The 23968-nt window shown below is 71.6% G+C and carries 20 protein-coding genes; 10 read left to right on the plus strand and 10 right to left on the minus strand.

All coding sequences use genetic code 11. From position 1 onward, the window contains the following. Window positions 1–102: 102 nt before the first annotated feature. The gene (locus P8S73_RS10135) at window positions 103–399 is read right to left on the minus strand and encodes a hypothetical protein (RefSeq protein WP_019310221.1); all 297 of its coding nucleotides are present in this window, start codon (window positions 397–399) and stop codon (window positions 103–105) included. A gap of 368 nt (window positions 400–767) precedes the next feature. Further along, entirely contained in the window at window positions 768–1952 is a 1185-nt protein-coding gene (locus P8S73_RS10140; RefSeq protein WP_208546829.1) for a glycosyltransferase family 1 protein, read from the minus strand. 117 nt (window positions 1953–2069) lie between these two features. Between P8S73_RS10140 and P8S73_RS10145 the strand changes: the two genes are divergently transcribed. After that, a complete protein-coding gene (locus tag P8S73_RS10145) occupies window positions 2070–3968 on the plus strand; it encodes a DUF6350 family protein (protein ID WP_396350368.1) in 1899 nt (632 codons plus the stop codon). Between the two features lie 37 nt (window positions 3969–4005). Here the strand turns inward: P8S73_RS10145 and P8S73_RS10150 are convergent, their stop codons facing one another. Further along, on the minus strand, window positions 4006–4611 hold the full coding sequence (locus P8S73_RS10150) for a hypothetical protein (RefSeq protein ID WP_135010371.1): 606 nt from the start codon (window positions 4609–4611) through the stop codon (window positions 4006–4008). Between the two features lie 75 nt (window positions 4612–4686). Between P8S73_RS10150 and purN the strand changes: the two genes are divergently transcribed. Together purN and purH are read left to right on the plus strand one after the other, a co-directional pair. Next, window positions 4687–5244: a phosphoribosylglycinamide formyltransferase gene (purN, locus tag P8S73_RS10155; protein ID WP_135010368.1), complete on the plus strand. Its 558-nt coding sequence runs from the start codon at window positions 4687–4689 to the stop codon at window positions 5242–5244. A 125-nt stretch (window positions 5245–5369) separates the two neighbouring features. Then, window positions 5370–6980 carry a bifunctional phosphoribosylaminoimidazolecarboxamide formyltransferase/IMP cyclohydrolase gene (gene purH / locus P8S73_RS10160; protein ID WP_135010366.1) on the plus strand — a complete coding sequence of 537 codons (1611 nt, stop codon included), beginning with the start codon at window positions 5370–5372 and terminating at the stop codon, window positions 6978–6980. 83 nt (window positions 6981–7063) lie between these two features. Here purH and P8S73_RS10165 read toward each other — a convergent pair whose 3' ends face one another. Beyond that, the gene (locus P8S73_RS10165; RefSeq protein ID WP_396350369.1) at window positions 7064–7621 is read right to left on the minus strand and encodes a gamma carbonic anhydrase family protein; all 558 of its coding nucleotides are present in this window, start codon (window positions 7619–7621) and stop codon (window positions 7064–7066) included. 163 nt (window positions 7622–7784) lie between these two features. Beyond that, window positions 7785–11141, minus strand: a complete 3357-nt coding sequence (locus P8S73_RS10170) for a beta-phosphoglucomutase family hydrolase (protein ID WP_059280827.1) — start codon at window positions 11139–11141, stop codon at window positions 7785–7787. Window positions 11142–11453: 312 nt separating this feature from the next. On the opposite strand from P8S73_RS10170, the gene glyA reads away from it, so the two are divergent. Both glyA and P8S73_RS10180 read left to right on the plus strand, forming a co-directional pair. Then, window positions 11454–12740: a serine hydroxymethyltransferase gene (gene glyA / locus P8S73_RS10175; protein WP_059280828.1), complete on the plus strand. Its 1287-nt coding sequence runs from the start codon at window positions 11454–11456 to the stop codon at window positions 12738–12740. A 1-nt stretch (window position 12741) separates the two neighbouring features. Beyond that, entirely contained in the window at window positions 12742–13632 is an 891-nt protein-coding gene (locus tag P8S73_RS10180; RefSeq protein ID WP_039100891.1) for a bifunctional methylenetetrahydrofolate dehydrogenase/methenyltetrahydrofolate cyclohydrolase, read from the plus strand. Between the two features lie 94 nt (window positions 13633–13726). On the opposite strand, the gene P8S73_RS10185 is transcribed toward P8S73_RS10180, so the two are convergent. Further along, entirely contained in the window at window positions 13727–15226 is a 1500-nt protein-coding gene (locus P8S73_RS10185; protein ID WP_396350370.1) for an MFS transporter, read from the minus strand. Window positions 15227–15334: 108 nt separating this feature from the next. On the opposite strand from P8S73_RS10185, the gene P8S73_RS10190 reads away from it, so the two are divergent. From P8S73_RS10190 to P8S73_RS10210, 5 genes are all read left to right on the plus strand, one after another. After that, window positions 15335–15865, plus strand: a complete 531-nt coding sequence (locus tag P8S73_RS10190) for a hypothetical protein (RefSeq protein ID WP_135010356.1) — start codon at window positions 15335–15337, stop codon at window positions 15863–15865. A gap of 83 nt (window positions 15866–15948) precedes the next feature. After that, entirely contained in the window at window positions 15949–16788 is an 840-nt protein-coding gene (locus P8S73_RS10195) for an exodeoxyribonuclease III (protein WP_135010354.1), read from the plus strand. A 211-nt stretch (window positions 16789–16999) separates the two neighbouring features. Then, entirely contained in the window at window positions 17000–18028 is a 1029-nt protein-coding gene (gene trpS / locus P8S73_RS10200) for a tryptophan--tRNA ligase (protein ID WP_135010351.1), read from the plus strand. A gap of 58 nt (window positions 18029–18086) precedes the next feature. After that, window positions 18087–18659, plus strand: coding sequence for a 2'-5' RNA ligase family protein (locus P8S73_RS10205; protein ID WP_135010349.1), 573 nt, complete (start codon window positions 18087–18089; stop codon window positions 18657–18659). Continuing rightward, entirely contained in the window at window positions 18646–19815 is a 1170-nt protein-coding gene (locus P8S73_RS10210) for a YihY/virulence factor BrkB family protein (RefSeq protein ID WP_260857956.1), read from the plus strand. Before P8S73_RS10205 ends, P8S73_RS10210 begins: the two co-directional genes overlap by 14 nt. Window positions 19816–20077: 262 nt before the next feature. Here the strand turns inward: P8S73_RS10210 and P8S73_RS10215 are convergent, their stop codons facing one another. The 4 genes from P8S73_RS10215 to sdhC form a co-directional block, all read right to left on the minus strand. Then, window positions 20078–20860: a succinate dehydrogenase iron-sulfur subunit gene (locus P8S73_RS10215; protein WP_039100897.1), complete on the minus strand. Its 783-nt coding sequence runs from the start codon at window positions 20858–20860 to the stop codon at window positions 20078–20080. Beyond that, window positions 20860–22611, minus strand: a complete 1752-nt coding sequence (gene sdhA / locus P8S73_RS10220) for a succinate dehydrogenase flavoprotein subunit (RefSeq protein ID WP_019310205.1) — start codon at window positions 22609–22611, stop codon at window positions 20860–20862. Before sdhA ends, P8S73_RS10215 begins: the two co-directional genes overlap by 1 nt. A gap of 106 nt (window positions 22612–22717) precedes the next feature. Continuing rightward, window positions 22718–23203 (minus strand): succinate dehydrogenase hydrophobic membrane anchor subunit, encoded by a 486-nt coding sequence (locus P8S73_RS10225; RefSeq protein WP_019310204.1) that lies wholly within the window; start codon window positions 23201–23203, stop codon window positions 22718–22720. A 4-nt stretch (window positions 23204–23207) separates the two neighbouring features. Further along, on the minus strand, window positions 23208–23585 hold the full coding sequence (gene sdhC, locus P8S73_RS10230) for a succinate dehydrogenase, cytochrome b556 subunit (protein ID WP_019310203.1): 378 nt from the start codon (window positions 23583–23585) through the stop codon (window positions 23208–23210). Window positions 23586–23968: the final 383 nt, after the last annotated feature.

The raw sequence follows: 23968 nt of genomic DNA on the forward strand, positions 1-23968 counted from the left end.
TGCGCGGTTCGCGCGTGGTGCCGGGCCCCAGTGGTGATCGAGTGCCGGTGCTGTTCAGGTGGCAACGGTCCGCCGGAGCGCCCTTGCCCCGGTGGGAGTGGCTCAGGCCGGCAGCGGCTCCAGCTTGAAGAAGGGCATGCCTCCGGTCACCCGGGAGGCTCCCGGCACGAGGAGGCGACGGTACTTGGCGCACCACTGGCCCCGGCCGCGCGTGTGCTGGGTGGCGAGCGCGAGCTCACGGACGTCCTCGGTGCGGAAGGATCGCTCGTGTCCGTCCGCCCCGGTGAGGGAGACGAGCTGGTGGGCGACGTCTGCGCGGACGGTGACGTCCACCCACTGCTCGCGGGACTCGGTCCCGGCGTCGGTGCCGTGCGATGGTCGCTGTGCTGTGCTGTTCATGGTGTGTGGCCTTCTGTGCTTTCTGGCTGCTTGCCGGAGCCACGCGTGTGACCCGGCCTCTTCGTCATCCAATCCACCCCTGGACCGAGGGTTGGCGTGCGCCGAGTTGGAGCTCGGGGTGCGCAGGGGCGTGTCCGCCCTCGCGCAGGCGCATCTCGTGAAGATGGTTCGAGCGTAGCCAGGCGGTCCGGGCGCGAGCCAGGGACCGGCCGGGAATGTCATCAAAACTTAACCAATGCACCCCGTGAGACCCGGATCACGGGGTGCTGGGATGCAGATGTGGTCGACATCACCGCAATTGCGGTCTGCGAGGGGTCTTCGGGGCGCACGTGCGGCACCCCCGGGCATCTGCCGTGGCCCGGGGAGGCTCACTGCAAACCGGCGGGTCCCGTCCGTTCGAGCCTGGATCCGGCACGTGCCCGCAGCCGGCGGGCGTTGACCGTGCGGGCCCGTTCGTAGTGCTCGACCAGCTGGTCGCACACCCCGGCCCACGTGCGCGGCTGGACCGTGCGGTGGGCGGTGCGGGCGAACGCGAGGCGCTTGGCGTCGTCGCCCACGAGGTCCCGGACGCGCTCGCGCAGCTGCTCGGTGTCCCCGGGGCGGTAGAGCCACCCGGTGCGGGAGGAGTCCACGAGGTCCAGGGGGCCGCCGCGGCCCACGGCCACCACGGGCACGCCGGAGGCCATGGCCTCCTGGATGGTCTGGCAGAAGGTCTCGTGCTCGCCCGGGTGGACGAACACGTCCAGGGAGGCCATGGCGGTGGCGAGCTCCGTGCCTGCGAGGAAGCCCTCGAAGTGGGCGTTGGGCAGCAGCGTGCGCAGGGACTCCTTCTCCGGGCCCGAGCCGATGACGACCACGCGGGTGTCCGGCAGCGAGTCCAGCACCACCAGGTCCGAGACCTGCTTCTCCGGGGCGAGCCGGCCCACGTAGCCCACGAGGCGCCGGCCGCCGCCCACGCGCTCCCGCCACGCGTGGTCCCGCAGCTCGGGACGGAAGCGGGCCGTGTCCACGCCGCGGCGCCACATGTGCACCCGCTGGACCCCGTTCTCGTGGAGCGCGGCGATGGATGCCGTGGAGGGCGCCAGGGTGAGCGTGGCGGTGTTGTGCATGGTGCGCACGTGGGACCACATGGCCTTCTCCAGCACCGGGGCCCCGTAGCGCGCGGCGTAGCCGGGGACGTCCGTCTGGTACACGGCCACGCACGGAAGGCCGAGGCCGTTGGCGGCCTGGATGGCCTGCCAGCCCAGGATGAAGGGGGAGGCCACGTGCACGACGTCCGGCGCGAACCGGTTCAGGATGCGCTGCATGCGGGCGACGCTGCAGCTGGCCACCCGGACCTCCGGGTACCCCGCCAGGGGCAGGGACGGGATGCGCTCGATGCGCACGCCGTCCACGTGGTCCACGGAGCCCAGGAAGAGGGTCTTCTCGTACGAGGGGGCGATCACCATGGCCTCGTGGCCGCGGTCGCGGAGGTGCTCCAGGACGCGGAGGACGGAGTGGGTGACGCCGTTGACGTGGGGGAGGAACTGTTCGGCCACCAGTGCGATTCTCACGGTTCCCACGGTGGGGGCCGCGCCCCACCGCAGCGTCACCCCACGGTGGCCGGCGGGTGAAATCCGCGCGAACAACGCTGCCCTGGCGGACGGCGCGGGCGTGGGAGGATGGGAGGGATGAAACTTCCCTCTGTGCCCGGCGCCGTCTCGGGCGTACGCGACCGCTGGCGGGCCCGCGGCTCCTCCGCCGCGCAGGACCCGACCGAGCCCCGCCCCGGACGCGGGGACGACGGCATCCCCATGCCCCTCCCGCTGCAGGGGGTCATCGAACTCCTGGTGGTGGCCGCGGTGAGCCTGCTGCTGGGTGCCCTCCTGCTCGGCGCCGTCTGGGCCGCGGGCGGCTCGGACACCCTCGGGGCCGGGGGCAGCCTGCGGCTCGCGGGCCAGGTGTGGCTGCTGTCCCACGGGGCTCCGCTGTCCATCCAGGCCGTCGAGGGTCTGTCGCTCGCGGGCGGCACCGTCACACTGGTGCCGCTGGGCCTCACCCTGATCCCGTTCGGCCTCTCGGTGGTTGCCGGACGACGGATCGCCCGGGCGTGCTGGCGCGGCCAGTTCCTGCTGCCGTTCGCCGCGGGCATGGTCGGCTACGCGGTGTTCGGCGCACTCGTGGGGCTGCTCAGCCGCACGGAGGAGGCCTCGGTGGACCTCGTGGCCGCGGCCTTCTGCCCCCTCGTTCCCGTGGCGCTGGGAACCCTGGTGGGTGGCTGGAGCGTTTCCCGCTCCCTCGCGGCCGTCCTCGGAGCCGACGCCGCGTCCTGGCTGCAGCGCACGAGCCAGTACTCCCGGTGGGCCGGTTCCTACGTGTGGGCCGTGATCCGCGCGGGCTTCCTGGCCGCCGTGGCCGCCGTGGCGGGGGGCGCGCTGCTGCTCACGGCGGCCCTCGCCTGGAACTGGGACGCCGTCATCGCCGTCTACCAGGACCTCGGCACGGATCCCGCGGGGGACACCGCCCTGACCGCACTGCAGCTGGGGTACCTGCCCAACATGGTGGTCTGGGCGCTCGCCTGGGCCACGGGCGCGGGATTCTCCCTGGGGGCGGGGACCACCACGTCCCCGTTCCAGACCGCGCTGGGCCCTCTTCCCGAGGTGCCCGTGCTCGCGGCCGTGCCCACCGGCGACCCGTGGGCCTTGGCCCCGGGGGTGCTGGCCATTCCGGTGGTCGCCGGTCTGCTCGCGGGCTGGTGGTTCTGCCGGGAGGGGGAGAACCACCTGGACGACTGGATGGCCATCCGCCTGCCCCTGCGCTGGATCACGTTCCTGCTCTCCACCGTGCTGACCGTCGTGTTCATTGCGGCGGTGGGGGCCGGGCTGGTCTCGGTGCTCGCGTGGCTGTCCCACGGCTCGCTGGGGATCGGCCGGCTCACGGACGTCGGCCCGCACGCCGGGTCCGTCTTCCTGTGGCTGGGTGCCGAGCTCGCCGTGGGCGCCGCCGTGGGCTACCTGCTCGGCCCCTGGCTGGAGCACGAGGGCTACCGCTCCCGGGTGCGGGCCACCGCGGACGACGACGCCGCCCCGGCCCCCGACGATCCGCACCGTGCCGGCACCCCGACCACGGACCCCCTGGACCCCACGGGTGCGGACGGAGCGTCCGAAGAGCCCGTGGACGCGCCCGCCGCAACCGGAGCACGACGCTGGCGCCTGGGGGGACGCGGGAACCCGGCGCAACCCACCTCGCGGGACCACGCGGCGTCGGGCGCGGTCGGCGGGGAGGACGCGGACGGCTCCGCAGGACGCGCTCCCGCCGGCTCCTCGGAGCCTCGTGGACGCGACCCCCGGCAGCCCGTGACCGGACCGGCGCCCCGGAAGCTGTCTGCCACGGCCGGCCGGTCCGGAGAGGAGCCACTACGTGCCGGGCGCCCGACCGGCGGGTCCACTGCGGTGTCGCGGGGTGCCGGGCCCGAGGACCGGCCCGCGGTGTCCGCGCGGGAGGAGGCCAAGCGGCGTCGTGCCGAGCGCCGGTCCGCCAAGCGCAAGGCCGCGCGGCTCGCCGCGATGGACCGGGAGAACGAGCGCTAGCTTCACCCAGGCAGGACCCGCAGCCCCGCCGGGCGCGTCAGGTCGAGGGTGTGCCGGACGGGGTGCCCGACGCCGCGCTCGACGGGGCGGCGGTGGGGGACCCGGTGCCGGTGCTCGTCGCGGACGGCGAGGGTGACGACGAGGTGGACGCGGACGGACCGGGCGAGGGCTGCTGCGTGGGGAAGCCGGTCTCCACGGGATCGCCCGAGAGGTGGCGCCACACGTTGTCGGTGAGCTGCTGCTGGCACTGGGACGTGGAGGACAGCGTGAGCGCCCGGTCCGTGCACTCCTGGAACGCCTCGGAGGCCGGCCACACGAGCAGCCGGCTGCCGCCGCCGAAGGCGTTGAGCGTGCCCCACAGGATCGCGATGACCGAGAGGGCGACCACCAGCGCCCGGGCCGCGGAACCCCGCAGCCGCGCGAGGGCCACGATGCCCAGGACCACACCCGCGACGGCCAGGACGATCCCGAGCACCGTGGCCCAGACGTCACCGCTCACGAAGGCCGAGGCCAGCACGGCCAGCCCGGCCGCGGTGGCGGCGAGCTTCACGCGCGCGGCGTCCGCTGCGGAACGGCCCGAGGGATCGGGGGAGCCGGGGGTGTGGTCGTGGGGCGGCGTGCCGCGGCGGGGCGAATCCTGCATGCCCACCACTGTAGGCGAGGCGCGGGGGTGCCCCCGCCGGGGTCCGCGGCCCGGCCCGGCCGTTAGCATGGGCCCATGCGCATAGTGGTTCTGGTCTCGGGGTCCGGCACGAATCTGCAGGCGGTCATCGACGACCTGCACCACGGGGACGCCCCCGTGGAGATCGTCGCGGTGGGCGCCGACCGGCCGTGCACGGGGCTCGAACGGGCTGAGGCCGCCGGGATCACCACGTTCCTGGTGCGCCCCGCGGACCACCCCGACCGGGCGCAGTGGAACCGCGCACTGGAGCGCGCGGTGGCCTCCCACCACCCCGAGCGGGTGGTGTTCGCGGGATTCATGCGCATCGTGGACGCCGAGTTCGTGGCCGCGTTCCCCGGGCTCGTGGTCAACACGCACCCTTCGCTGCTGCCGTCGTTCCCGGGGGCGCACGCGGTGCGCGACGCCCTGGCCTACGGCGTGAAGCTCACGGGCGCCACCGTGCACGAGGTGGTCGCGGACGTGGACGCCGGGCCGATCCTCGCCCAGGTCGCCGTGGCCGTGGAGGACCAGGACACCGAGGACACCCTGCACGAGCGCATCAAGACGGCGGAGCGGCAGCTGCTCGTGGACTGCCTGGCCGACCTCGCCCGCTGAGCAGGCCCGCCGCACAGGGCTGCGCCGGCGACCGCGGCCGTAGACTGGACCGGGCGCTGACCTGCGGTGCCCGCACCGTCGCCGCCGCGCCGGACCACACGTCCCCACGTCTTCCTGGAGAGTCCGTGAACACTTCCGACCTGAACCGTGTGCCGCTCAAGCGTGCCCTGATCTCCGTGTACGACAAGACCGGCCTCGAGGAGCTCGCCCGCGGGCTGCACGACGCCGGCGTGGACATCGTCTCCACCGGCTCCACCGCGAAGACCATCCAGGCCGCAGGGGTCCCCGTGACCGAGGTGGCCGAGGTCACCGGCTTCCAGGAGTGCCTGGACGGGCGGGTCAAGACCCTGCACCCGCGCGTGCACGCCGGGATCCTCGCGGACCGCCGCAAGCCGGAGCACGTGCAGCAGCTGTCGGAGCTGGAGATCGAGCCCTTCGACCTGGTGGTGGTGAACCTGTACCCGTTCCAGGACACGGTGCGCTCGGGCGCCGGCCAGGACGCCGTGGTGGAGCAGATCGACATCGGCGGGCCCTCCATGGTGCGCGCCGCCGCCAAGAACCACGCCGCCGTCTCCGTGGTGGTGGACCCCGCCGGCTACCCCGACGTGGTGCGCGCCGCCCAGGAGGGCGGCTACGACCTCGCCGCCCGCCGCAGGCTCGCGGCGGCCGCCTTCGCCCACACCGCGGCCTACGACACCGCCGTGGCCACGTGGACCGCGCAGCAGTTCGACCACGACCCGGAGGCCAACTTCTGGCCGCCCTACGCCGGACTGGCCCTGCAGCGCGCCGAGTCCCTGCGCTATGGCGAGAACCCGCACCAGAAGGCCGCGCTCTACACGGACGACGCCGCCTCGCCGGGCATTGCGCAGGCCGAGCAGCTGCACGGCAAGGCCATGTCCTACAACAACTACGTGGACGCGGACGCCGCACTGCGCGCCGCCTACGACTACGACCAGCCGGCAGTGGCCGTGGTCAAGCACAACAACCCGTGCGGCGTGGCCGTGGCCACCCCCGGTGCCGCGGACCCGATCGCGGACGCCCACCTCAAGGCGCACGCGTGCGACCCGCTCTCCGCCTACGGGGGAGTGGTGGCCGCCAACCGCCCCGTGACGGCGGGGATGGCCCGCAACCTCAAGCCCGTGTTCACGGAGGTGGTCGTGGCGCCGGAGTTCGAGCCCGAGGCCCTGGAGATCCTCTCCGCCAAGAAGAACATCCGCCTGCTCGCCCTGCCCGAGGATTTCGACCGGGACCCCCTCGAGGTGCGCGGGGTGTCCGGTGGTGCGCTGATCCAGCAGGCGGACCGCCTCGACGCCCCCGGCGACGACCCCGCGAACTGGACACTGGTCGCGGGTGAGCCCGCGGACGAGCAGACCCTCGCGGACCTGGAGTTCGCGTGGCGCTCCCTGCGCGCGGTGAAGTCCAACGCGATTCTGCTCGCGGACCACGGCGCCTCGGTGGGCATCGGGATGGGCCAGGTCAACCGCGTGGACTCGTGCCGGCTGTCCGTGGAGCGCGCCAACACGCTCGCCGAGGACGGTGCGCAGCGCGCCCGCGGTGCTGTGGCGGCGTCGGACGCGTTCTTCCCGTTCGCGGACGGGCTGCAGGTGCTGCTGGACGCCGGTGTGCGCGCCGTGGTCCAGCCCGGCGGCTCCATCCGGGACGAGGAGGTCGTCGCGGCGGCCCAGGCCGCCGGCGTGACCATGTACGTCACGGGAGCGCGCCACTTCTTCCACTGAGCTGCGCCCGCTGAAAGCCAGCGGGCACGGCGGCGGCCCGGACTCCACGAGTCCGGGCCGCCGTGGTGCTCGGGGGTTTCCGGTCAGGCGTTCAGGGCGCGGTGCTCCCGGGAGAGCACGATGTAGTGCTGGGCGTTGCGGCTCACCGCACGGCGCTCCTCGCCCGTGAGCTCGCGGCGCACCTTCCCCGGCACACCGGCCACGAGGGAGCCCGGCGGCACCTCGGTCCCCTCCAGGACCACGGCGCCCGCCGCGATGAGACTGCCGCTTCCCACCACGGCGCCGTTGAGCACGGTGGCGTTCATGCCCACCAGGACGTCGTCCTCCAGGGTGCAGCCGTGGACCACTGCGCCGTGGCCCACGCTCACGCGCTCGCCGATCGTGGTGGGGTGCTCCGGGTCCGAGTGGACGGTCACGTTGTCCTGCAGGTTCGAGTTCGCCCCGATCCGCAGCGGGGAGCGGTCACCGCGCACCACGGCACCGTAGAAGATCCCCGCGCCCGCCCCCACCAAGACGTCCCCCACCAGGGTCGCGTTCGGAGCCACGAACGCGGTCTCGGACACCACGGGGCGGCTCTGGCCGTAGGAGAGGACGAGCGGTCCGCGGGCGGCGTCGGACGCGGAGGAAGCACTGTGTGTCATGCGGCACAGTCTAGTGCGGCCCGGCCCGGCGTGCGGTGGGCTGCGCTCCCCGGGGCGGGGACCGCAGCGGTCCGCAGCCTCGTGGCAGTGCCGGGCGCGGGCCCCGGGCTCGGGCCCCGGGTGACGCCGCCGTGCCCGGCCCGGTGGCGTCACCCGCCGTGCCTCAGGACTCGCCGGCGTCCGAGATGAACCGGCGGCGCAGGGCCGCGGTGGCCTTCTCCGGGCGGCGCGACTCGCGGTGGCGCAGCGCCACGGAGATCTTCTGGCCGCCCTTGAGCACGTACTCGGCGTCGTTGACGTGGATGGTCACCGGATCCGCCTTCACGGAGCTGCCCTCCAGCTCCAGGATGTCGTGGTCCAGGGAGACCTCGATGACCTGCCCGTAGTACAGGACGGTGAAGTCCACGGCTTCGATCTCACGCGGCAGCGCGGGCTGGAACTCGAGCCAGTCGCCGCGCACGCGCAGCCCGGCGTAGGCGCGGGTGACCACGTCCACCGACCCGGCCATGGCACCCAGGTGGATGCCCTCTCCCGTGGTGCCGCCCTGGGTGTCGTCCAGGTCGACCATCAGGGCGTCCTGGAAGGAGCCCCACGAGCGGTCCGGGTCCAGCCACGCGAGCACCGCGGCGTTGACCACGCGGGACAGGGACGAGCCGTTCGAGGAGCGGGCGATGTAGTGGTCCACGGTCCGCTGCACGGCGTCCAGGTCTGTGGTGTAGCCCATGCGGGCGAGCTCCTCGATCACACCCTCCGGACCCAGCAGGTAGACCAGCATGATGGTGTCCGCCTGCTTGGTCAGCTTGTAGTTGTTGGTCATGTCCCCCTCGTTCTCGAGGAGGAGGTCCAGGCGGCCGATGTTGCGGTACTTGTTCCGGTAGAAGTCCCAGTCCAGTTCCGCGAGCTCGTCGTAGCCCTCGAACTGGGCGATCGTGCCGTCCGCGTTGAACGGGACGTACATGTTCTTGGCCATGTTCAGCCAGGTCTGGACCTCCTGCGGGGAGATCTCGAAGCGGGACTCCAGGTACTCGCGCTGGTGCTCCACCATGTCGTTGAAGATGTGGGCGGAGTGGCGGAACAGCCACGAGGCGAGCACGTTGGTGTAGGCGTTGTCCTTCAGGCCGCCGCCGTGCTGGCCCGCGGGGCCGTCGTGGTACTCGTCCGGGCCCATGACCCCGGCGATGTGGTACCGCCCGTCGTGGGAGTCGTACTCCGCCAGGGACGCGAACAGGCGGGTGATCCCGATGATCAGCTCGGCACCCTGGCCGGAGAGCCAGTCCATGTCACCCGTGGACTCGTAGTACACCCACGCGTTGTAGGCGATCGCGAGCCCCACGTGGAACTGCCGCCAGGAGTTGTCCGGCAGCCAGCGGCGGGAGTGGTGGTTGTACAGCTCCGGGGGAGTCTCCTCCCGGCCGTCGGAACCGGACTGCCACGGGAATGCCGCACCGTAGAGGCCGATCTCCTGGGCCCGCTGCTGGGCCATGGCCAGGCGGCGCCAGCGGTAGGAGAGCAGGGAGCGGGTCACGTGCGGCTGGCGCATGTTGATCACCGGCAGGATGAACAGCTCGTCCCAGAAGATGTGGCCGCGGTAGCCCTCGCCGTGCAGACCGCGGGCGGGGACACCGGCGTCGCGCAGGGTCAGGTGCGGGGCCAGGGTCTGTGCGGCGTGGAACAGGTGCGTGCGCATGGCGAGCTGGGTGCTCAGGTGCTCCGGGGTATCCTCCGTGGACTCCAGGGTGACCTCGTAGCGGTCCCAGAACCGGGCCCACTCGATCTCGTGGGACGCGAGCAGCTTGCGCACCCCGAACGGCGTGCGGTTGAGCTCTGCGAGCGCCCCGTCCCGCGGCGAGCCGATCGCGGCGTCGCGGCTGGTGACCACGGCGGTGGTGCTGTCCACGAGCACGGGGCTCCACGGCGTCACCTGCACGGTGTGGCGGCGGAACTCGATGCCACCGGGGCGCACCTCGCGGCGCTCGGTCACCGCACCCTCGCACTCGATGCGGGTGCGCTGGGCCATGGCGATCTCGATCTTGGACTGGGACGTGCGCACGAGGGACAGCAGGGTCTCGTGCTCGTCCGGCAGCGTGGTGGAGTCCAGCAGCAGGAGGTGGTGGGAGTTGAGCTCGCGGTACTCGGCCACCCCGCTGTTGGTCACCGCCGGGTCCACGCCCGTGCGCACGTGCAGCCGCCCCTGGTAGCCGCGCGAGACGATGCGCGTCTCTTGCGCGCCCAGGTGGCGGTAGCGCAGGGACACCAGGCGGCGCTGCTCGATCTCCAGGCTGCGCTCGGGCTCCGGGTCCGCGGGGTCGGCCTCGGTGTCCGTGAGCACGAGCGTGCGGATGAGCACACCCCGGCGCAGATCCAGCTCCACACGCTCCTGCGACGCGCGCAGCCCGCCCTCGGACCACCAGCGGCCGTCCGAGAACCGCAGGTCCAGGTGGAGCCAGTTGGGGGCGTTGACCATGGACTCGTGCTCCACGTCCCGCCCGTTGACGTGGCTCAGCACGCGGTTGAACACGCCGGCCAGGTAAGTGCCGGGGTAGTGCACGCCGTTGGCGGGGAACTCGCACGCCGCGCCGCGCACGCCCATGTAGCCGTTGGCCAGCGTCAGCAGCGCCTCGCGGCGGGCCTCGGTGGCGGGGTCGAAGCCGTCAAAGACGAGCCGCCAGGTGTCGTCCCGGCGGGCCCCCAGGTCCAGCTCGGAGACGTCGTTGAGCACCACGTGGGCACCGGCACGGTAGAGGCGCTCGCGGGCGCCGTCGCGGTTGACTCCCACCACCAGGCCGAAGCCACCCGCGGCACCGGCCTGGACACCGGCCACGGCGTCCTCCACGACCACCGCGTCCGCGGGGTCCACCCCGAGCAGCCGGGCGCACTCCAGGAAGGTGTCCGGCGCGGGTTTTCCGGGCAGGCCGTTCTCCGCGGCCCAGTTGCCGTCCACGATCCGGTCGAAGGAGTCCTGCAGCCCGGCGGCCGCGAGCACCACACCGCTGTTGCGGCTCGCGGTCACGAGTCCCACCGGCACGCCGCTGTCCCGCAGGCGTCCGATCAGCGCCACGGTGCCGTCGAAGACACGGACCCCGTGCTCGGCGAGCTCCTCGTGGAAGAACCCGTCCTTGGCGCTCGCCTGCCCCTGCACGGTCCAGTCCCCGGGCTGCGGGTCTGCGTGGCCGTCCGCCTCCGGGAGGGCCGCCCCGCGGGCGGCGAGCAGTGCACGCACACCGTCCTCGCGGCGTCGTCCGTCCACGTGGGCGCGGTACTCGCCGGCCATGTCGAAGGGTTCGCGCTCCACCCGGCCGCCCGGCTCCGCGGGCTCGAGCCGGGGATCCTGCAGCAGCTGGTCGAACAGCTTCTTCCACGCCCGGGCGTGCACGCCGGCGGTGTCCGTGACCACGCCGTCCATGTCGAAGATCACGGCGGCGTAGCGGGTGCGCAGCACGTCCACGGGTTCCGACGGCGCGTGGCCGTCCGACACGCGGGGCATGGCGGCGGTGAACGGGGCAGTGGGAAGGACGTTCACGGCGCGGGTACTCCTAGCACAGGCAACGGGTGGAAGGGATGGTGCGGATGCTCGCAACCTCCAGGGACAACGGCGGCCCGGCGTGCGTCGACCGCGCGAGTGCTCCGCGAGCGGTTCGGGCACACACGTTACCGGCATTCGTCCCCCGCGTACCACACCGGGCTCCACCCCACCGGTACGCGGCCGGACCCGCGGGCGGGGGAGGGGGACGCGCGCCCGGTCCGGCGGGAAGCCGTGTGACGCACCGAACAGCAGCTGGGCGGCGCACGGATATGCTGGTGCGGACCCTACCGACGACGAAGAAGGTGGAGCATGACGCCGACCCCGGCAGACTCCGTGACCAACCAGCCGCTCTCCCAGGTGGATCCTGACGTGGCGCGCGCGATCGACGACGAGCTGGGCCGCCAGCGCTCCACGCTCGAGATGATCGCCTCCGAGAACTTCGCACCGCGCGCCGTGCTCGAGGCGCAGGGCTCCGTGCTGACCAACAAGTACGCCGAGGGCTACCCCGGGCGCCGCTACTACGGCGGCTGCGAGCACGTGGACGTGGTGGAGAACCTGGCCCGCGACCGCGCGTGCGAGCTGTTCGGGGCCGAGCACGCGAACGTGCAGCCACACTCCGGCGCGCAGGCCAACACCGCCGTGATGGCCGCGCTCATGCAGCCCGGTGACACCCTCATGGGCCTCTCACTGGCCCACGGTGGACACCTCACCCACGGCATGAAGATCAACGTCTCGGGCAAGCTCTACAACATCGCGGCCTACGAGGTGGACCCGGACAGCTACCGGATCGACATGGACAAGGTGCGTGCGCAGGCCCTGGAGGCCCGCCCGAACGTGATCGTGGCCGGCTGGTCCGCGTACTCGCGCCAGCTGGACTTCGAGGCCTTCCGCTCCATCGCGGACGAGGTGGGCGCCAAGCTGTGGGTGGACATGGCCCACTTCGCCGGACTGGTGGCCGCGGGCCTGCACCCCAACCCGGTGCCGTACGCCCACGTGACCACCTCCACGGTGCACAAGACCCTGGCGGGCCCGCGCTCCGGCGTGATCCTGTGCGAGGCGGACCTGAAGAAGAAGATCGACTCCGCGGTGTTCCCGGGGCAGCAGGGCGGACCGCTCATGCACGCGATCGCGGGCAAGGCCGTGGCGTTCAAGATCGCGGCCTCCGAGGGCTTCGCCGAGCGCCAGCAGCGCACGATCGAGGGCGCCCAGATCCTCGCCGAGCGGCTCACCGCACCCGACCTCGCCGAGCACGGGGTCTCCGTGCTGACTGGCGGCACGGACGTGCACCTGGTGCTCGTGGACCTGCGGGACTCCGAGCTGGACGGCAAGCAGGCCGAGGACCTGCTGCACCGCGCGGGCATCACCGTGAACCGCAACGCGGTGCCGTGGGACCCCCGCCCGCCCATGGTCACCTCGGGGCTGCGGATCGGCACCCCCGCGCTGGCCACCCGCGGCTTCGGGGCCACGGAGTTCACCGAGGTCGCGGACGTGATCGCGCAGGCCCTCAAGCCCGGTGCGGACATCGACGGGCTGCGCTCCCGGGTGGACGCGCTCACCGAGCAGTTCCCGCTGTACCCCGGCCTCGAGGAGTGGTGAGGTGACGGCCAGGATCCTCGACGGCAGGGCCACGGCGGCCCAGATCAAGGACGAGCTGACCGAGCGGGTCGGGAGGCTGCGGGAGTGCGGCGCGGTCCCCGGACTGGGCACCGTGCTTGTGGGCGACGATCCCGGATCGCGCTCGTACGTGGCGGGCAAGCACCGCGACTGCGAGCAGGTGGGTCTGGCCTCGATCCGCAGGGAGCTTCCGGCGGACGCGTCCCAGGAGGAGCTCGAGCGCGTCATCGACGAGCTCAACGAGGACCCGCAGTGCACCGGCTACATCGTGCAGCTCCCGCTGCCCGAGCACATGGACACCAACGCGATCCTGGAGCGCATCGACCCCGCCAAGGACGCGGACGGGCTGCACCCCACCAATCTGGGGCGCCTGGTCCTCAACGTCAGCGAGCCCATGACCTCCCCGCTGCCGTGCACGCCGCACGGGATCGTGGAGCTGCTCACCCGCCACGGGGTGGAGCTCGCGGGGCGTGAGGTGCTCGTGATCGGCCGCGGCGTGACCGTGGGCCGTCCCATGGGCCTGCTGCTCACCCGGCGGGAGATCAACGCCACGGTCACGCTCGCGCACACGGGCACGCAGAACCTGCCCGAGTTGCTCGCCCGGGCGGACGTGGTGGTGGCCGCGGCGGGCCGCCCGCACATGGTCACCGCGGAGCAGGTCAAGCCCGGCGCGGTGCTGCTGGACGTGGGCGTCTCCCGCGTGCCGGATCCGGAGACGGGCAAGGGCAGGCTCACGGGTGACATCGACCCCGCGGCCGCCGAGGTCGCGTCCTGGATGTCCCCCAACCCCGGCGGTGTGGGTCCCATGACGCGCGCCATGCTGCTGGTCAACGTGGTCGAGTCCTGCGAACGGCAGGTCGCCGGGGAGGCCTGAGTCCTCCGCCGTCCACGACGCCGCCCGGCCGCCTCCTCCGCGGGGCCGCCGGGCGGCGTCGTCCCACCTCTGGCCGCGGCGCCGGGTCCGTGGGTCAGGTGCGGGAGGCGGCCGTGCGGCGTCGCCCGTCCGCCACGGCCACGGCCATGGCGAGCAGGACCACCAGGGCGATCACCCCGAAAGCGGCCGCGAACGCGGTGTTCCAGTCCGCGAGCTCCAGCACCGCGAACGTGACGGCCGTGATCAGGGCGGTGCCGATCGCGGTGCCCATGCGCTGACCCGTCTGCAGCACCCCGCCCGCGGCTCCGGCGAACTTCAGGGGCACGTCCGCGAAGCTCAGGGTCTGGTTGGGGGCCATCACGGCGCCCTGCCCCGCGCCGATGAACGCGAGCGAGGCGTAGAAGCACGCGATGGGCCAGCCCCAGTGGCTCATGCCGTGGGCCACGAGCACCGACAGCAGGATCCCGGACAGCGCCACGCCCATGCCGACGACCACCACGGTGCGTCCCCAGCGCAGCACGGCGCGTCCGGAGAGCGGGGCGATGACGGCGGAGAGGACGGACGCGGGCAGACCCAGGGTCCCGGCCTCAAGTGCCGTGCGTCCCAGCCCCTGCTGGGCGTACATGGCCACGACGATCCACACGCTCGTCACGCCCAGGAAGTAGATGGAGATCAGCAGGCTCCCGTAGCTGAAGCTCGCGGTGCGGAACAGTTCCAGGTCCACCATGGGGGAGCCGCCCGCGGTCTTGTACCGGCGCTCCCAGCGCACCCAGGCACAGAGCAGGAGCAGGCCCGCGGGCAGCGACAGCCAGATCCAGGGGCTCACCCGAGCCTCCACGAAGGGCAGCAGCAGGGCGAGCACCGCGACGCCGAACACGCCCACCCCCACGGGGTCCATGTCCACGCGGCCGGGGCGGCGGCGCTGACGGGGCAGCCACAGCAGGGCGAGCACGATCGCGAGCACCGCGATCGGGACGTTCACCAGGAACGCCGCGCGCCACCCCGTGCCGGGGCCCAGCACCTGGATGAGCAGACCGCCCAGCGTGGGCCCGATCGCCACCGCGACCCCCACCACGGAGCCGAACAGGCCGAAGGCGCGGGCGCGTTCCCGGCCCCGGAAGTACTGCTGGATCATGCCCACGGTCTGCGGGTTGAGCATGCCGGAGCCCAGCCCCTGGACCACGCGCCCGATGTTGAGCACCGTGGTGTTCGGCGCCAGCCCGCACAGCAGGGACGCGCCCGCGAACACGGCGATGCCCCCGACGAACAGCTTGCGGCGCCCGAACACGTCCCCGGCCCGCCCGCTGGCCACCAGCAGGACGCCGAAGGCCAGGGCGTAGCCGGTGAGCACCCACTGCAGTGCGGAGGCGCTCGCGTGCAGGTCCTGCTGGATGGAGCTCAGGGTCACGTTCACGATGGACACGCTGATCAAGGACATGAACAGCGGCACCAGCAGCACCCCGAGGATGCGACGGCGCGCGGCGTCGCTCAGCTCCTCCTGCTCGCCCCCGGAGGCATCGGGACTCGGAGAGGGCTGGGAGGTCGTGGTGGCGGCGTCGTCGGAGCGCGGGGAAGGTGCGGGGTCGTGACTCACCCTCCTTTGATACTCCTGTCCGGGGGCGAGCGCCACGGGCACGACCCCGCCGCGCGGCCCGGACCCGCGCGATTCGGCACGCACAGCCGGGTTTGAGACAATGACCCCATGCAGCCCATCGGATCTCCCGCCGTCCACCCCGCCGACCCCGACCGCTCACCCCGCTCGGGGCGCACCGCGCTGTGGGGCACCCTGATCGGGCTGGCCGTGCTCGTGGTGATCTTCGTGGTCGCCCTGATCGAGGCGGCCAACGCCAACACGCTGCTGGGCTGGATCCTCGCGGGCATCGCCCTGGGCTGGCTCATGCTCGCCGTGTGGGCGCTGTCCATGGTGCGCAAGGCCGCCGTGTTCGGACGGGAGCAGGTGCGCCAGGCCCAGGAGCAGTTCCAGGCCCAGCACGGTCGAGCCCCCGCCACGTCCGCGGCGGGCGAGGGACGATCGCTGCGGGACGAGAAGCTCGCCCACGGCATGCAGGTCATCCTGGTGCAGTCCAAGGTGGTCAAGGAGCAACTCTCCTCCCCGGAGGCGGATCCCGAGCAGGTCCGGCGGGCCCTGGAGACCATCGACATGACCGCGGCCAACGGGCTGCGCAGCCTCCGCGACTCCGGCACCCCGGTGAGCGGTACGGTGGTGGACTGATCCTGTGGGACGGGGCCCAGCGGCGTCGTCCCTCCGCGTCAGGCACGCACGAGACATCATGGACGACCGAGGAGACTCAACGGATGGCTGACTCAGGGCAGACGGTACGCATTGCCACGGTGAACGTGAACGGCATCCGGGCCGCCTACCGGCGTGGGATGGCCGAGTGGCTGGCACCTCGCGGCGTGGACCTGCTGTGCCTGCAGGAGGTGCGCGCACCGGACAAGATCACGCGCGAGCTGCTGGACGAGGACGTCTGGGACGTGCGGCACGCCGAGGCCGCGGCCAAGGGTCGGGCGGGCGTGGCGATCGCCACCCGCCGGGACGCGTTCGACGGCGCCCTGCTGCCCACCGCTTCACGCGTGGGGATCGGCGAGGAGTACTTCGACGACTCCGGGCGCTGGATCGAGAACGACCTCACGCTCCCCAACGGGGAGACGCTCACCCTGGTCTCCGCGTACGTGCACTCCGGTGAGGTGGACACGCCCAAGCAGGCGGACAAGTACCGCTTCATGGACGCCATGCTCACGCGCCTGCCGCGGCTCGCGGAGGGCTCCGACCACGTGCTCGTGGTGGGAGACCTCAACGTGGGCCACACCGAGCGGGACATCAAGAACTGGAAGGGCAACGTCAAGAACGCCGGCTTCCTGCCCGAGGAGCGCGCGTACTTCGACCGCTTCTTCGGGGACGTGGGCTACGTGGACGTGGCCCGCAGCCTGGCCGGGGACGTCCCCGGCCCCTACACGTGGTGGTCCTACCGCGGCAAGGCGTTCGACACGGACGCCGGGTGGCGCATCGACTACCACATGGCCACCCCCGGGCTGGCCGCGCGCGCCGGGAGCGCCACGGTGGACCGGGCCGCGAGCTACGACGTCCGGTTCTCGGACCACGCCCCGCTCGTGGTGGACTACCGGCTCGCCTGAGCCGCGGCACTGGTTCGACGCCGCGGGACTCCTTCCCCGCAGCGGGGCGCGGCCCGATCCCCGTACCCGACGCACCAGCGCCGTCCGCGCTCCGGCCACCACGACCTCCCGCACTCCCGACCACGACGCCGCCGCCCGCACGCGGCGCGTCACCCGCACCTCCACGCACCGCGGTCCTGCGCGGCCCGCACGAACGAAAGAAGACAGCCCCGTGAGCGAACAGAGCACCCCCGTTAACCAGATCCCGCGCGTGGTCTCCGGCGTCCAGCCCTCCGCGGACTCCCTGCACCTGGGCAACTACGTGGGCGCCCTGCGCAACTGGGTGGACATGCAGGACGACAACGACTGCGTGTTCTTCGTGGCGGACCTGCACTCCATCACCACCGGGCAGGACCCGGCCACGATGTCCGAGCGCACCCGGGTCACGGCAGCCCAGTACATCGCCGCGGGCATCGACCCGGAGCGCTCCACGCTGCTGATCCAGTCCCAGGTCCCCGAGCACACGCAGCTGGCGTGGGTGCTCAACTGCATCACCGGCTACGGTGAGGCCGCGCGGATGACCCAGTTCAAGGACAAGTCCGTGAAGCAGGGGGCGGAGAACACCACGGTGGGGCTGTTCACCTACCCGGTGCTGATGGCCGCGGACATCCTGGTTTACCAGGCCCAGCAGGTCCCGGTGGGGGAGGACCAGCGCCAGCACCTGGAGCTGACCCGCACCCTCGCGCAGCGCTTCAACTCCCGGTTCGGCGAGACCTTCACCGTGCCGGACGCCAAGATCCTGGAGAACTCCGCCAAGGTCTACGACCTGCAGAACCCCACGGCCAAGATGTCCAAGTCCGCTCCCTCGGACTCGGGACTGGTCCGGCTGCTGGATCCCGCCAAGGTCAACGCCAAGAAGATCAAGTCCGCGGTCACGGACGACGGCACCGAGGTGCGCTTCGACCGCCAGGCCAAGCCGGGTGTCTCCAACCTGCTCACCATCTACTCGTCTCTGACGGGCACGCCCGTGGACGCCCTGGTGGCCGAGTACGAGGGCAAGATGTACGGCCACCTCAAGGTGGACCTCGCCGAGGTGGTCACCCAGACCCTGGACCCCATCCAGAAGCGCGCCCAGGAGCTGCTCGACGACCCCGCCGAGCTCGACCGGCTGCTGGCCCGGGGTGCCCAGAAGGGCAGGGACATCGCGTCCCGCACCCTGGCCGAGGTGTACGGGCGGATGGGCTTCCTCCCCGGAGCCTGAGGCACCACGCGGAACACGGTGGGATAGTCTGGAACGCGGCCGAGTCGAGGAGGATCGCGTGAGCGAGCAGCAGACCTCACCCACCGTGCGCCCGGGACACATCTACGCCGGTGTGGTCATCCGGTTGCCCGAGCCCACGGGCCAGGAGCTGCAGGACTGGCGGGCCTCGTTCGAGGACTCCCCGGCCGCGGACGTCTCCCCGCACATCACCCTCATGATCTCGGAGTCCCGAGGCGAGTGGGACCGGCTCGTGGAGCACGTCCGCCGGGTGCTGGCCGGGTGGGAGCCGTTCCACCTGGAGATCCACGGCACCGGCACGTTCCGGCCCGTGACCCCCGTGGTCTACCTGGACGTGGAACGCGGCCGCGAGCAGTGCCTCGCCCTGCACCGGGCCCTGCACGGCAGCGGAATGGACTCCGCCTCCCCCTTCGAGTACCACCCGCACGTCACCCTGGCCCACGGGCTCGACGACGAGACCCTGGACCGGGCGCAGGAGATGCTGCGCACCTACCGCGCCGGCTTCCTCGTGGACCGCGTGCACGTGTACGAGGGCGACGAGCACGGCGTGTGGCACGTGCGCGAGACCGTCCGTTTCGGCCAGCGGGGTGCGGACGAGCGTGGCTCGCACTGACCCACCCCCGGTGGTTCCCGCCCTCGTGGACCGCGCCGGGCTGACCGCCGAGCACCGTAGACTCCGCGCCGTGCGCCGGGACCTGGCCTCTCACGGTGCTCCTGCGGGACGACGCCTCGGCGCGTTCTTCGCGTGGGCCTTCGCCCGGACCATGGCCCTGTTCCCGGTGCGCACCGTGGGCCACTACACGTTCCACGGCGGTCCCCTCATGGCGGCGGGTCTGGCCTACCAGCTCCTGTTCGCCTCCACCGCCCTGCTGGTGATCTTCTTCGCGGCACTCGCCACGTTCCTGGGGACCAACTCCCCGTTGCAGCAAAACCTGGTGGCGGGGCTGACGGAGAAGATCCCCGGGCTGCTGGACGTGGGGGACGGGCACGGGGGAGTGATCCCCCTGGAGCTGCTCGAGAACACCGGCCCCTTCTCCGTGGCCTCCACCGTGGCCGTGGTGGTGCTGCTCTACACCGCGTGGCGCTGGGTGGCCGGGGTGCGCCTGGCGACCCGCCGGATGTTCGAGGTGCCCCCGGCGCCCGGCGCTCCGCTGGCGGCCGTGGCCCGGGACCTCGGCTGGCTCGTGGTCGTCGGACTGCTCCTGCTGGCCTCCGCGACCGTGAGCATCTTCGCCTCGGGCGCGGTGGACGGCATCATCGGGTGGCTCGGGGACATCGGGCTCACCACCCTGCAGCCCTGGCTCGACGGTGGGGTGAAGTCCACGATCACGTTCGCGGTGGGGCTGCTCGTGGACTGCCTGATGAGCTTCACCCTGGTGCGCGGCGTGGCCCAGCTCAAGCTGCACCGCAAGGCGCTCACGGTCACCGTGGTGATCGGCGGCCTGGGCTCCCAGGTGCTGCGCTACGGCGGCAGCGAGATCATCGGGCGCGCGGGGGAGAACCCCTACCTACTGTCGGTGGCCGTGCTGGTGGGTGTGCTGCTGTGGTTCAACTTCTACGGCCAGGTGCTGCTGTTCTCCGCCGCCGCCGGGGCCGTGGTGCAGGCCGACATCCGCGGCGCCCGTGCCCAGCCCGAGCGCGAGGACCGGGCCGTGGCCGCCGTGGCGGCATCCGCCCTTCCCGACGCCGCACGGGGACTCGGTCACGAGGCGCCCGTCGACTTCGGGCGCGCCTCGGGCAGCAGTCCCGCCCCCACCGACGCGCGGTAGGACCTTTCGTCCACCCGGTCCCGGCCCGCGAACTCGTTCCGCACCCACCGACGCGCGGTCGGGCTGCGGGCCGTCCACGGCGGTCATGGGACCGCCCGCCGACGACCGTGGGGGCCGGCGGGTGCGTCGCGGTCGTGAAGCCCGGCCGGTGCGTCGCCGTGGTGAGGGGAGCTGGTCGGGTATCCGCACGGGACACTCGCGGCAGCGACGAAGGCCCCGGGATCCAGAACGGATCCCGGGGCCTGTCGGCTGCGTCAGAGGGTCACAGGGCGGAGGCGAAGACCGCCTTCTTGACCTCTGCGATGGCCTTGGTCACCTGGATGCCGCGGGGGCACGCCTCGGTGCAGTTGAAGGTGGTGCGGCAGCGCCACACGCCCTCCTTGTCGTTGAGGATCTCCAGACGCATGTCACCCGCCTGGTCGCGCGAGTCGAAGATGAACCGGTGCGCGTTGACGATCGCGGCGGGCCCGAAGTACTGCCCGTCCGTCCAGAACACGGGGCACGAGGACGTGCACGCCGCGCACAGGATGCACTTGGTGGTGTCGTCGAAGCGCTCGCGGTCCTCCTGGGACTGGAACCGCTCCCCGGTGGGGGTGTGGTCCTCGTTCACCAGGAACGGCATGATCTCGCGGTAGGACTGGAAGAACGGCTCCATGTCCACGATCAGGTCCTTCTCGCACGGAAGACCCTTGATGGGCTCCACGAGGATGGGCTTGGACAGGTCCAGGTCCTTCAGCAGGGTCTTGCAGGCCAGGCGGTTGCGGCCGTTGATGCGCATGGCATCGGAGCCGCACACGCCGTGGGCGCACGAGCGCCGGAAGGACAGCGAGCCGTCCAGCTCCCACTTGACCTTGTGCAGGGCGTCCAGCACACGGTCGGTGCCGTACATGGTGAGGGGCCACTCGTCCCAGTGCGCCTCGGTCTCGAACTCGGGGTTGTAGCGGCGGACCCGCAGCACCACGTCGTACGTGGGGATGGCCTCTTCGCCCTCGGTATCGGGCTTCTGGGCGTCCTGGTTCTGGTTCTCGGTCACTGCAGTGGACATCAGTACTTACGCTCCATCGGCTCGTAGCGGGTCATGACCACCGGCTTGGTCTCCTGCCGGATGCCCGCGGTGGCTGACGACGGGTCCTCGTAGACCATGGAGTGGACCATGAAGTTCTCATCGTCACGATCAGGGAAGTCCTCGCGGAAGTGTCCGCCGCGGGACTCCTCACGGTGCAGGGCCGCCACGGACATCACCTTGGCGAGCTCCAGCAGGAAGCCCAGCTCCACGGCCTCCAGCAGGTCCAGGTTGAAGCGCTTGCCCTGGTCCTGGATGGAGATGTTCGCGTAGCGCTCCTCGAGAGCGGCGATGTCCGTCAGCGCCTGCTGGATGGTCTCGGCCGTGCGGAACACCTGCATGTTCAGGTCCATGGTGTCCTGCAGGTCCTTGCGGATGGCGGCGACCTTCTCGCTGCCGTGGGGGCTGCGGGCGTTGTCCAGCAGCGCCTCGGTGCGGGCCACGGCGTCGTCGGGGATGGGCAGGAACTCGGCGGTCTGCGCGTACTCCGCCGCGAAGATCCCGGCGCGCTTGCCGAACACGTTGATGTCCAGCAGGGAGTTGGTGCCCAGGCGGTTGGAGCCGTGCACGGACACGCACGCCACCTCACCCGCGGCGTACAGGCCGGGGATCGTGGTCTCGGAGTCCTGGAAGACCTCGCCCTTGATGTCGGTGGGGATGCCACCCATGCAGTAGTGCGCCGTGGGGAACACGGGCACGGGCTCGGTGTAGGGCTCCACGCCCAGGTAGGTGCGGGCGAACTCCGTGATGTCCGGGAGCTTGGCGTCGATGTGCGCCGGCTCCAGGTGCGTGAGGTCCAGCAGCACGTAGTCCTTGTTGGGACCGCAGCCGCGGCCCTCGCGCACCTCGTTGGCCATGGATCGGGCCACGATGTCGCGCGGGGCGAGGTCCTTGATGGTGGGGGCGTAGCGCTCCATGAAGCGCTCGCCGTCCGCGTTGCGCAGGATGCCGCCCTCGCCGCGGGCGGCCTCCGACACGAGGATGCCCAGACCGGCGAGTCCCGTGGGGTGGAACTGGACGAACTCCATGTCCTCCAGCGGCAGGCCGTTGCGGAACGCGATGGCCATGCCGTCACCGGTGAGGGTGTGGGCGTTGGAGGTGGTCTTGAAGACCTTGCCCGCGCCGCCGGAGGCGAAGACCACGGACTTGGCCTGGAACACGTGCAGCTCGCCGGTGGCGAGGTCGTAGGCCACCACACCGGCGGAGCGACGCCCCTCGGGGGTGTCCACCATGATGAGGTCCAGCACGTAGAACTCGTTGAAGAACTCCACGTTGTGCTTGATGCACGTCTGGTAGAGGGTCTGCAGGATCATGTGGCCCGTGCGGTCCGCGGCGTAGCACGCGCGGCGCACCGGGCTCTTGCCGTGGTCACGGGTGTGGCCGCCGAAGCGGCGCTGGTCGATCTTGCCCTCGGGCGTGCGGTTGAAGGGAAGACCCATGTGCTCCAGGTCGAGCACCGCGTCGATGGCCTCCTTGGCCATGACCTCGGCGGCGTCCTGGTCCACCAGGTAGTCACCACCCTTGACGGTGTCGAAGGTGTGCCACTCCCAGTTGTCCTCTTCGACGTTGGCGAGGGCCGCGCACATGCCACCCTGCGCCGCGCCCGTGTGGGAGCGGGTGGGGTAGAGCTTGGTCAGTACGGCAGTGCGGGCGCGCTGGCCGGACTCAATGGCGGCACGCATGCCGGCGCCGCCGGCGCCGACGATTACCACATCGTACTTGTGAACCTGCATACCAGATGTTCTTTCTACGTGGGTGAGTGGGAGAAGTGTGGGGTCCGGAGGCGTGGTCCGGAACGACCGCGAACGGCGGGGCCCGCGGGCCCCGCCGTTCGCCGGGTCACTGCGCGGGGCAGAAGGACGGCAGCAACGACGGATCGGCGCCGGCCGGGCAGGGATCGAAGGTGAAGATCACCATGGTGCCCAGCAGGATCACGAACGCCGAGGCCACGAACAGCAGCACCTTGAGCCAGAAGCGGGTGGTGCTGCGGGCGGCGTAGTCGTCGATGATGGTCCGCATGCCGTTGGTGCCGTGGAGCATGGCCAGCCACAGCATGACCAGGTCCCAGACCTGCCAGAACGGGTTGGCCCACTTGCCGCCCACAAAGCCGAAGTCCACGGCGTGCACACCCTCGCCCACCATGAGGTTGACGAAGAGGTGGCCGAAGACGAGGACGACCAGCAGCACGCCGGACATGCGCATGAACAGCCACGCGAACATTTCGAAGCTGCTGCGGGAGGAGGAGGCACGGTTGTACTTGACGCCGTCCACCTCGAGGTCCCGGCTGCGGGGGACCTGGATCTTGGTCTTGAGAGGAGTGCTCATGGGATCAACCCCCGAAAACGATCGACAGGTGGCGGATGAGGAAGGGGATCATCACGATGACCCACAGGGCGATGACTCCCCAGAGGAGACCCTTCTGGTGCTTGGTCCCGCCCTTCCAGAAGTCGATCAGGATGATGCGCAGCCCATTGAAGGCGTGGTACACGATCGCGGCCACCAGGCCGGTCTCGCCCAGACCCATGATGGGGTTCTTGTAGGTGGCAATCACTGCGTTGTACGCCTCGGGGGATACACGCACGAGTGCGGTGTCGAGGACGTGGACCAGCAGGAAGAAGAAGATGGCCACGCCGGTAATACGGTGGGCAACCCAGGACCACATGCCGTACTGGCCGCGGTAAAGGGTGCCCCTGGATGAGTTCGCCACGGAATGTCCTCCCTGTGTCGCTCGTCGTCGTGCGCACTGGTGATCGGTGAGATTCGGTAGCGGTCTCGCGCGGGTGCACGGCGAAGGCGGAGCTCTGGCTGGCTCTGTCATGGATGATGCGGTAGTTCTCGACAAAGATACCAGCCTCCCGGGAGTTCACTGACAACGTGTCGCCATCCCGAAAACCGCGCGGGGCCGGGGAATTAGCACAGTTCGGCATTCCCGAATCGCGGCCCTCTGAGGCGGCCCCGGACGGTGTTCCGCGGTGGCCCCGGGAGCGGCGTCGGGCGGACCCCCGGCACGTGGACCGCACGCGGCGGCGTCGTGCCCCGGGGTGTGCACGGGGCGGGAAGGGCGACGGCAGCGGCGTCCCCCGGGCGGGG

Origin of the sequence: Kocuria sp. ChxB, assembly GCF_044359605.1 — a bacterium.
In the GTDB taxonomy this organism is placed as follows: domain Bacteria; phylum Actinomycetota; class Actinomycetes; order Actinomycetales; family Micrococcaceae; genus Kocuria; species Kocuria rhizophila.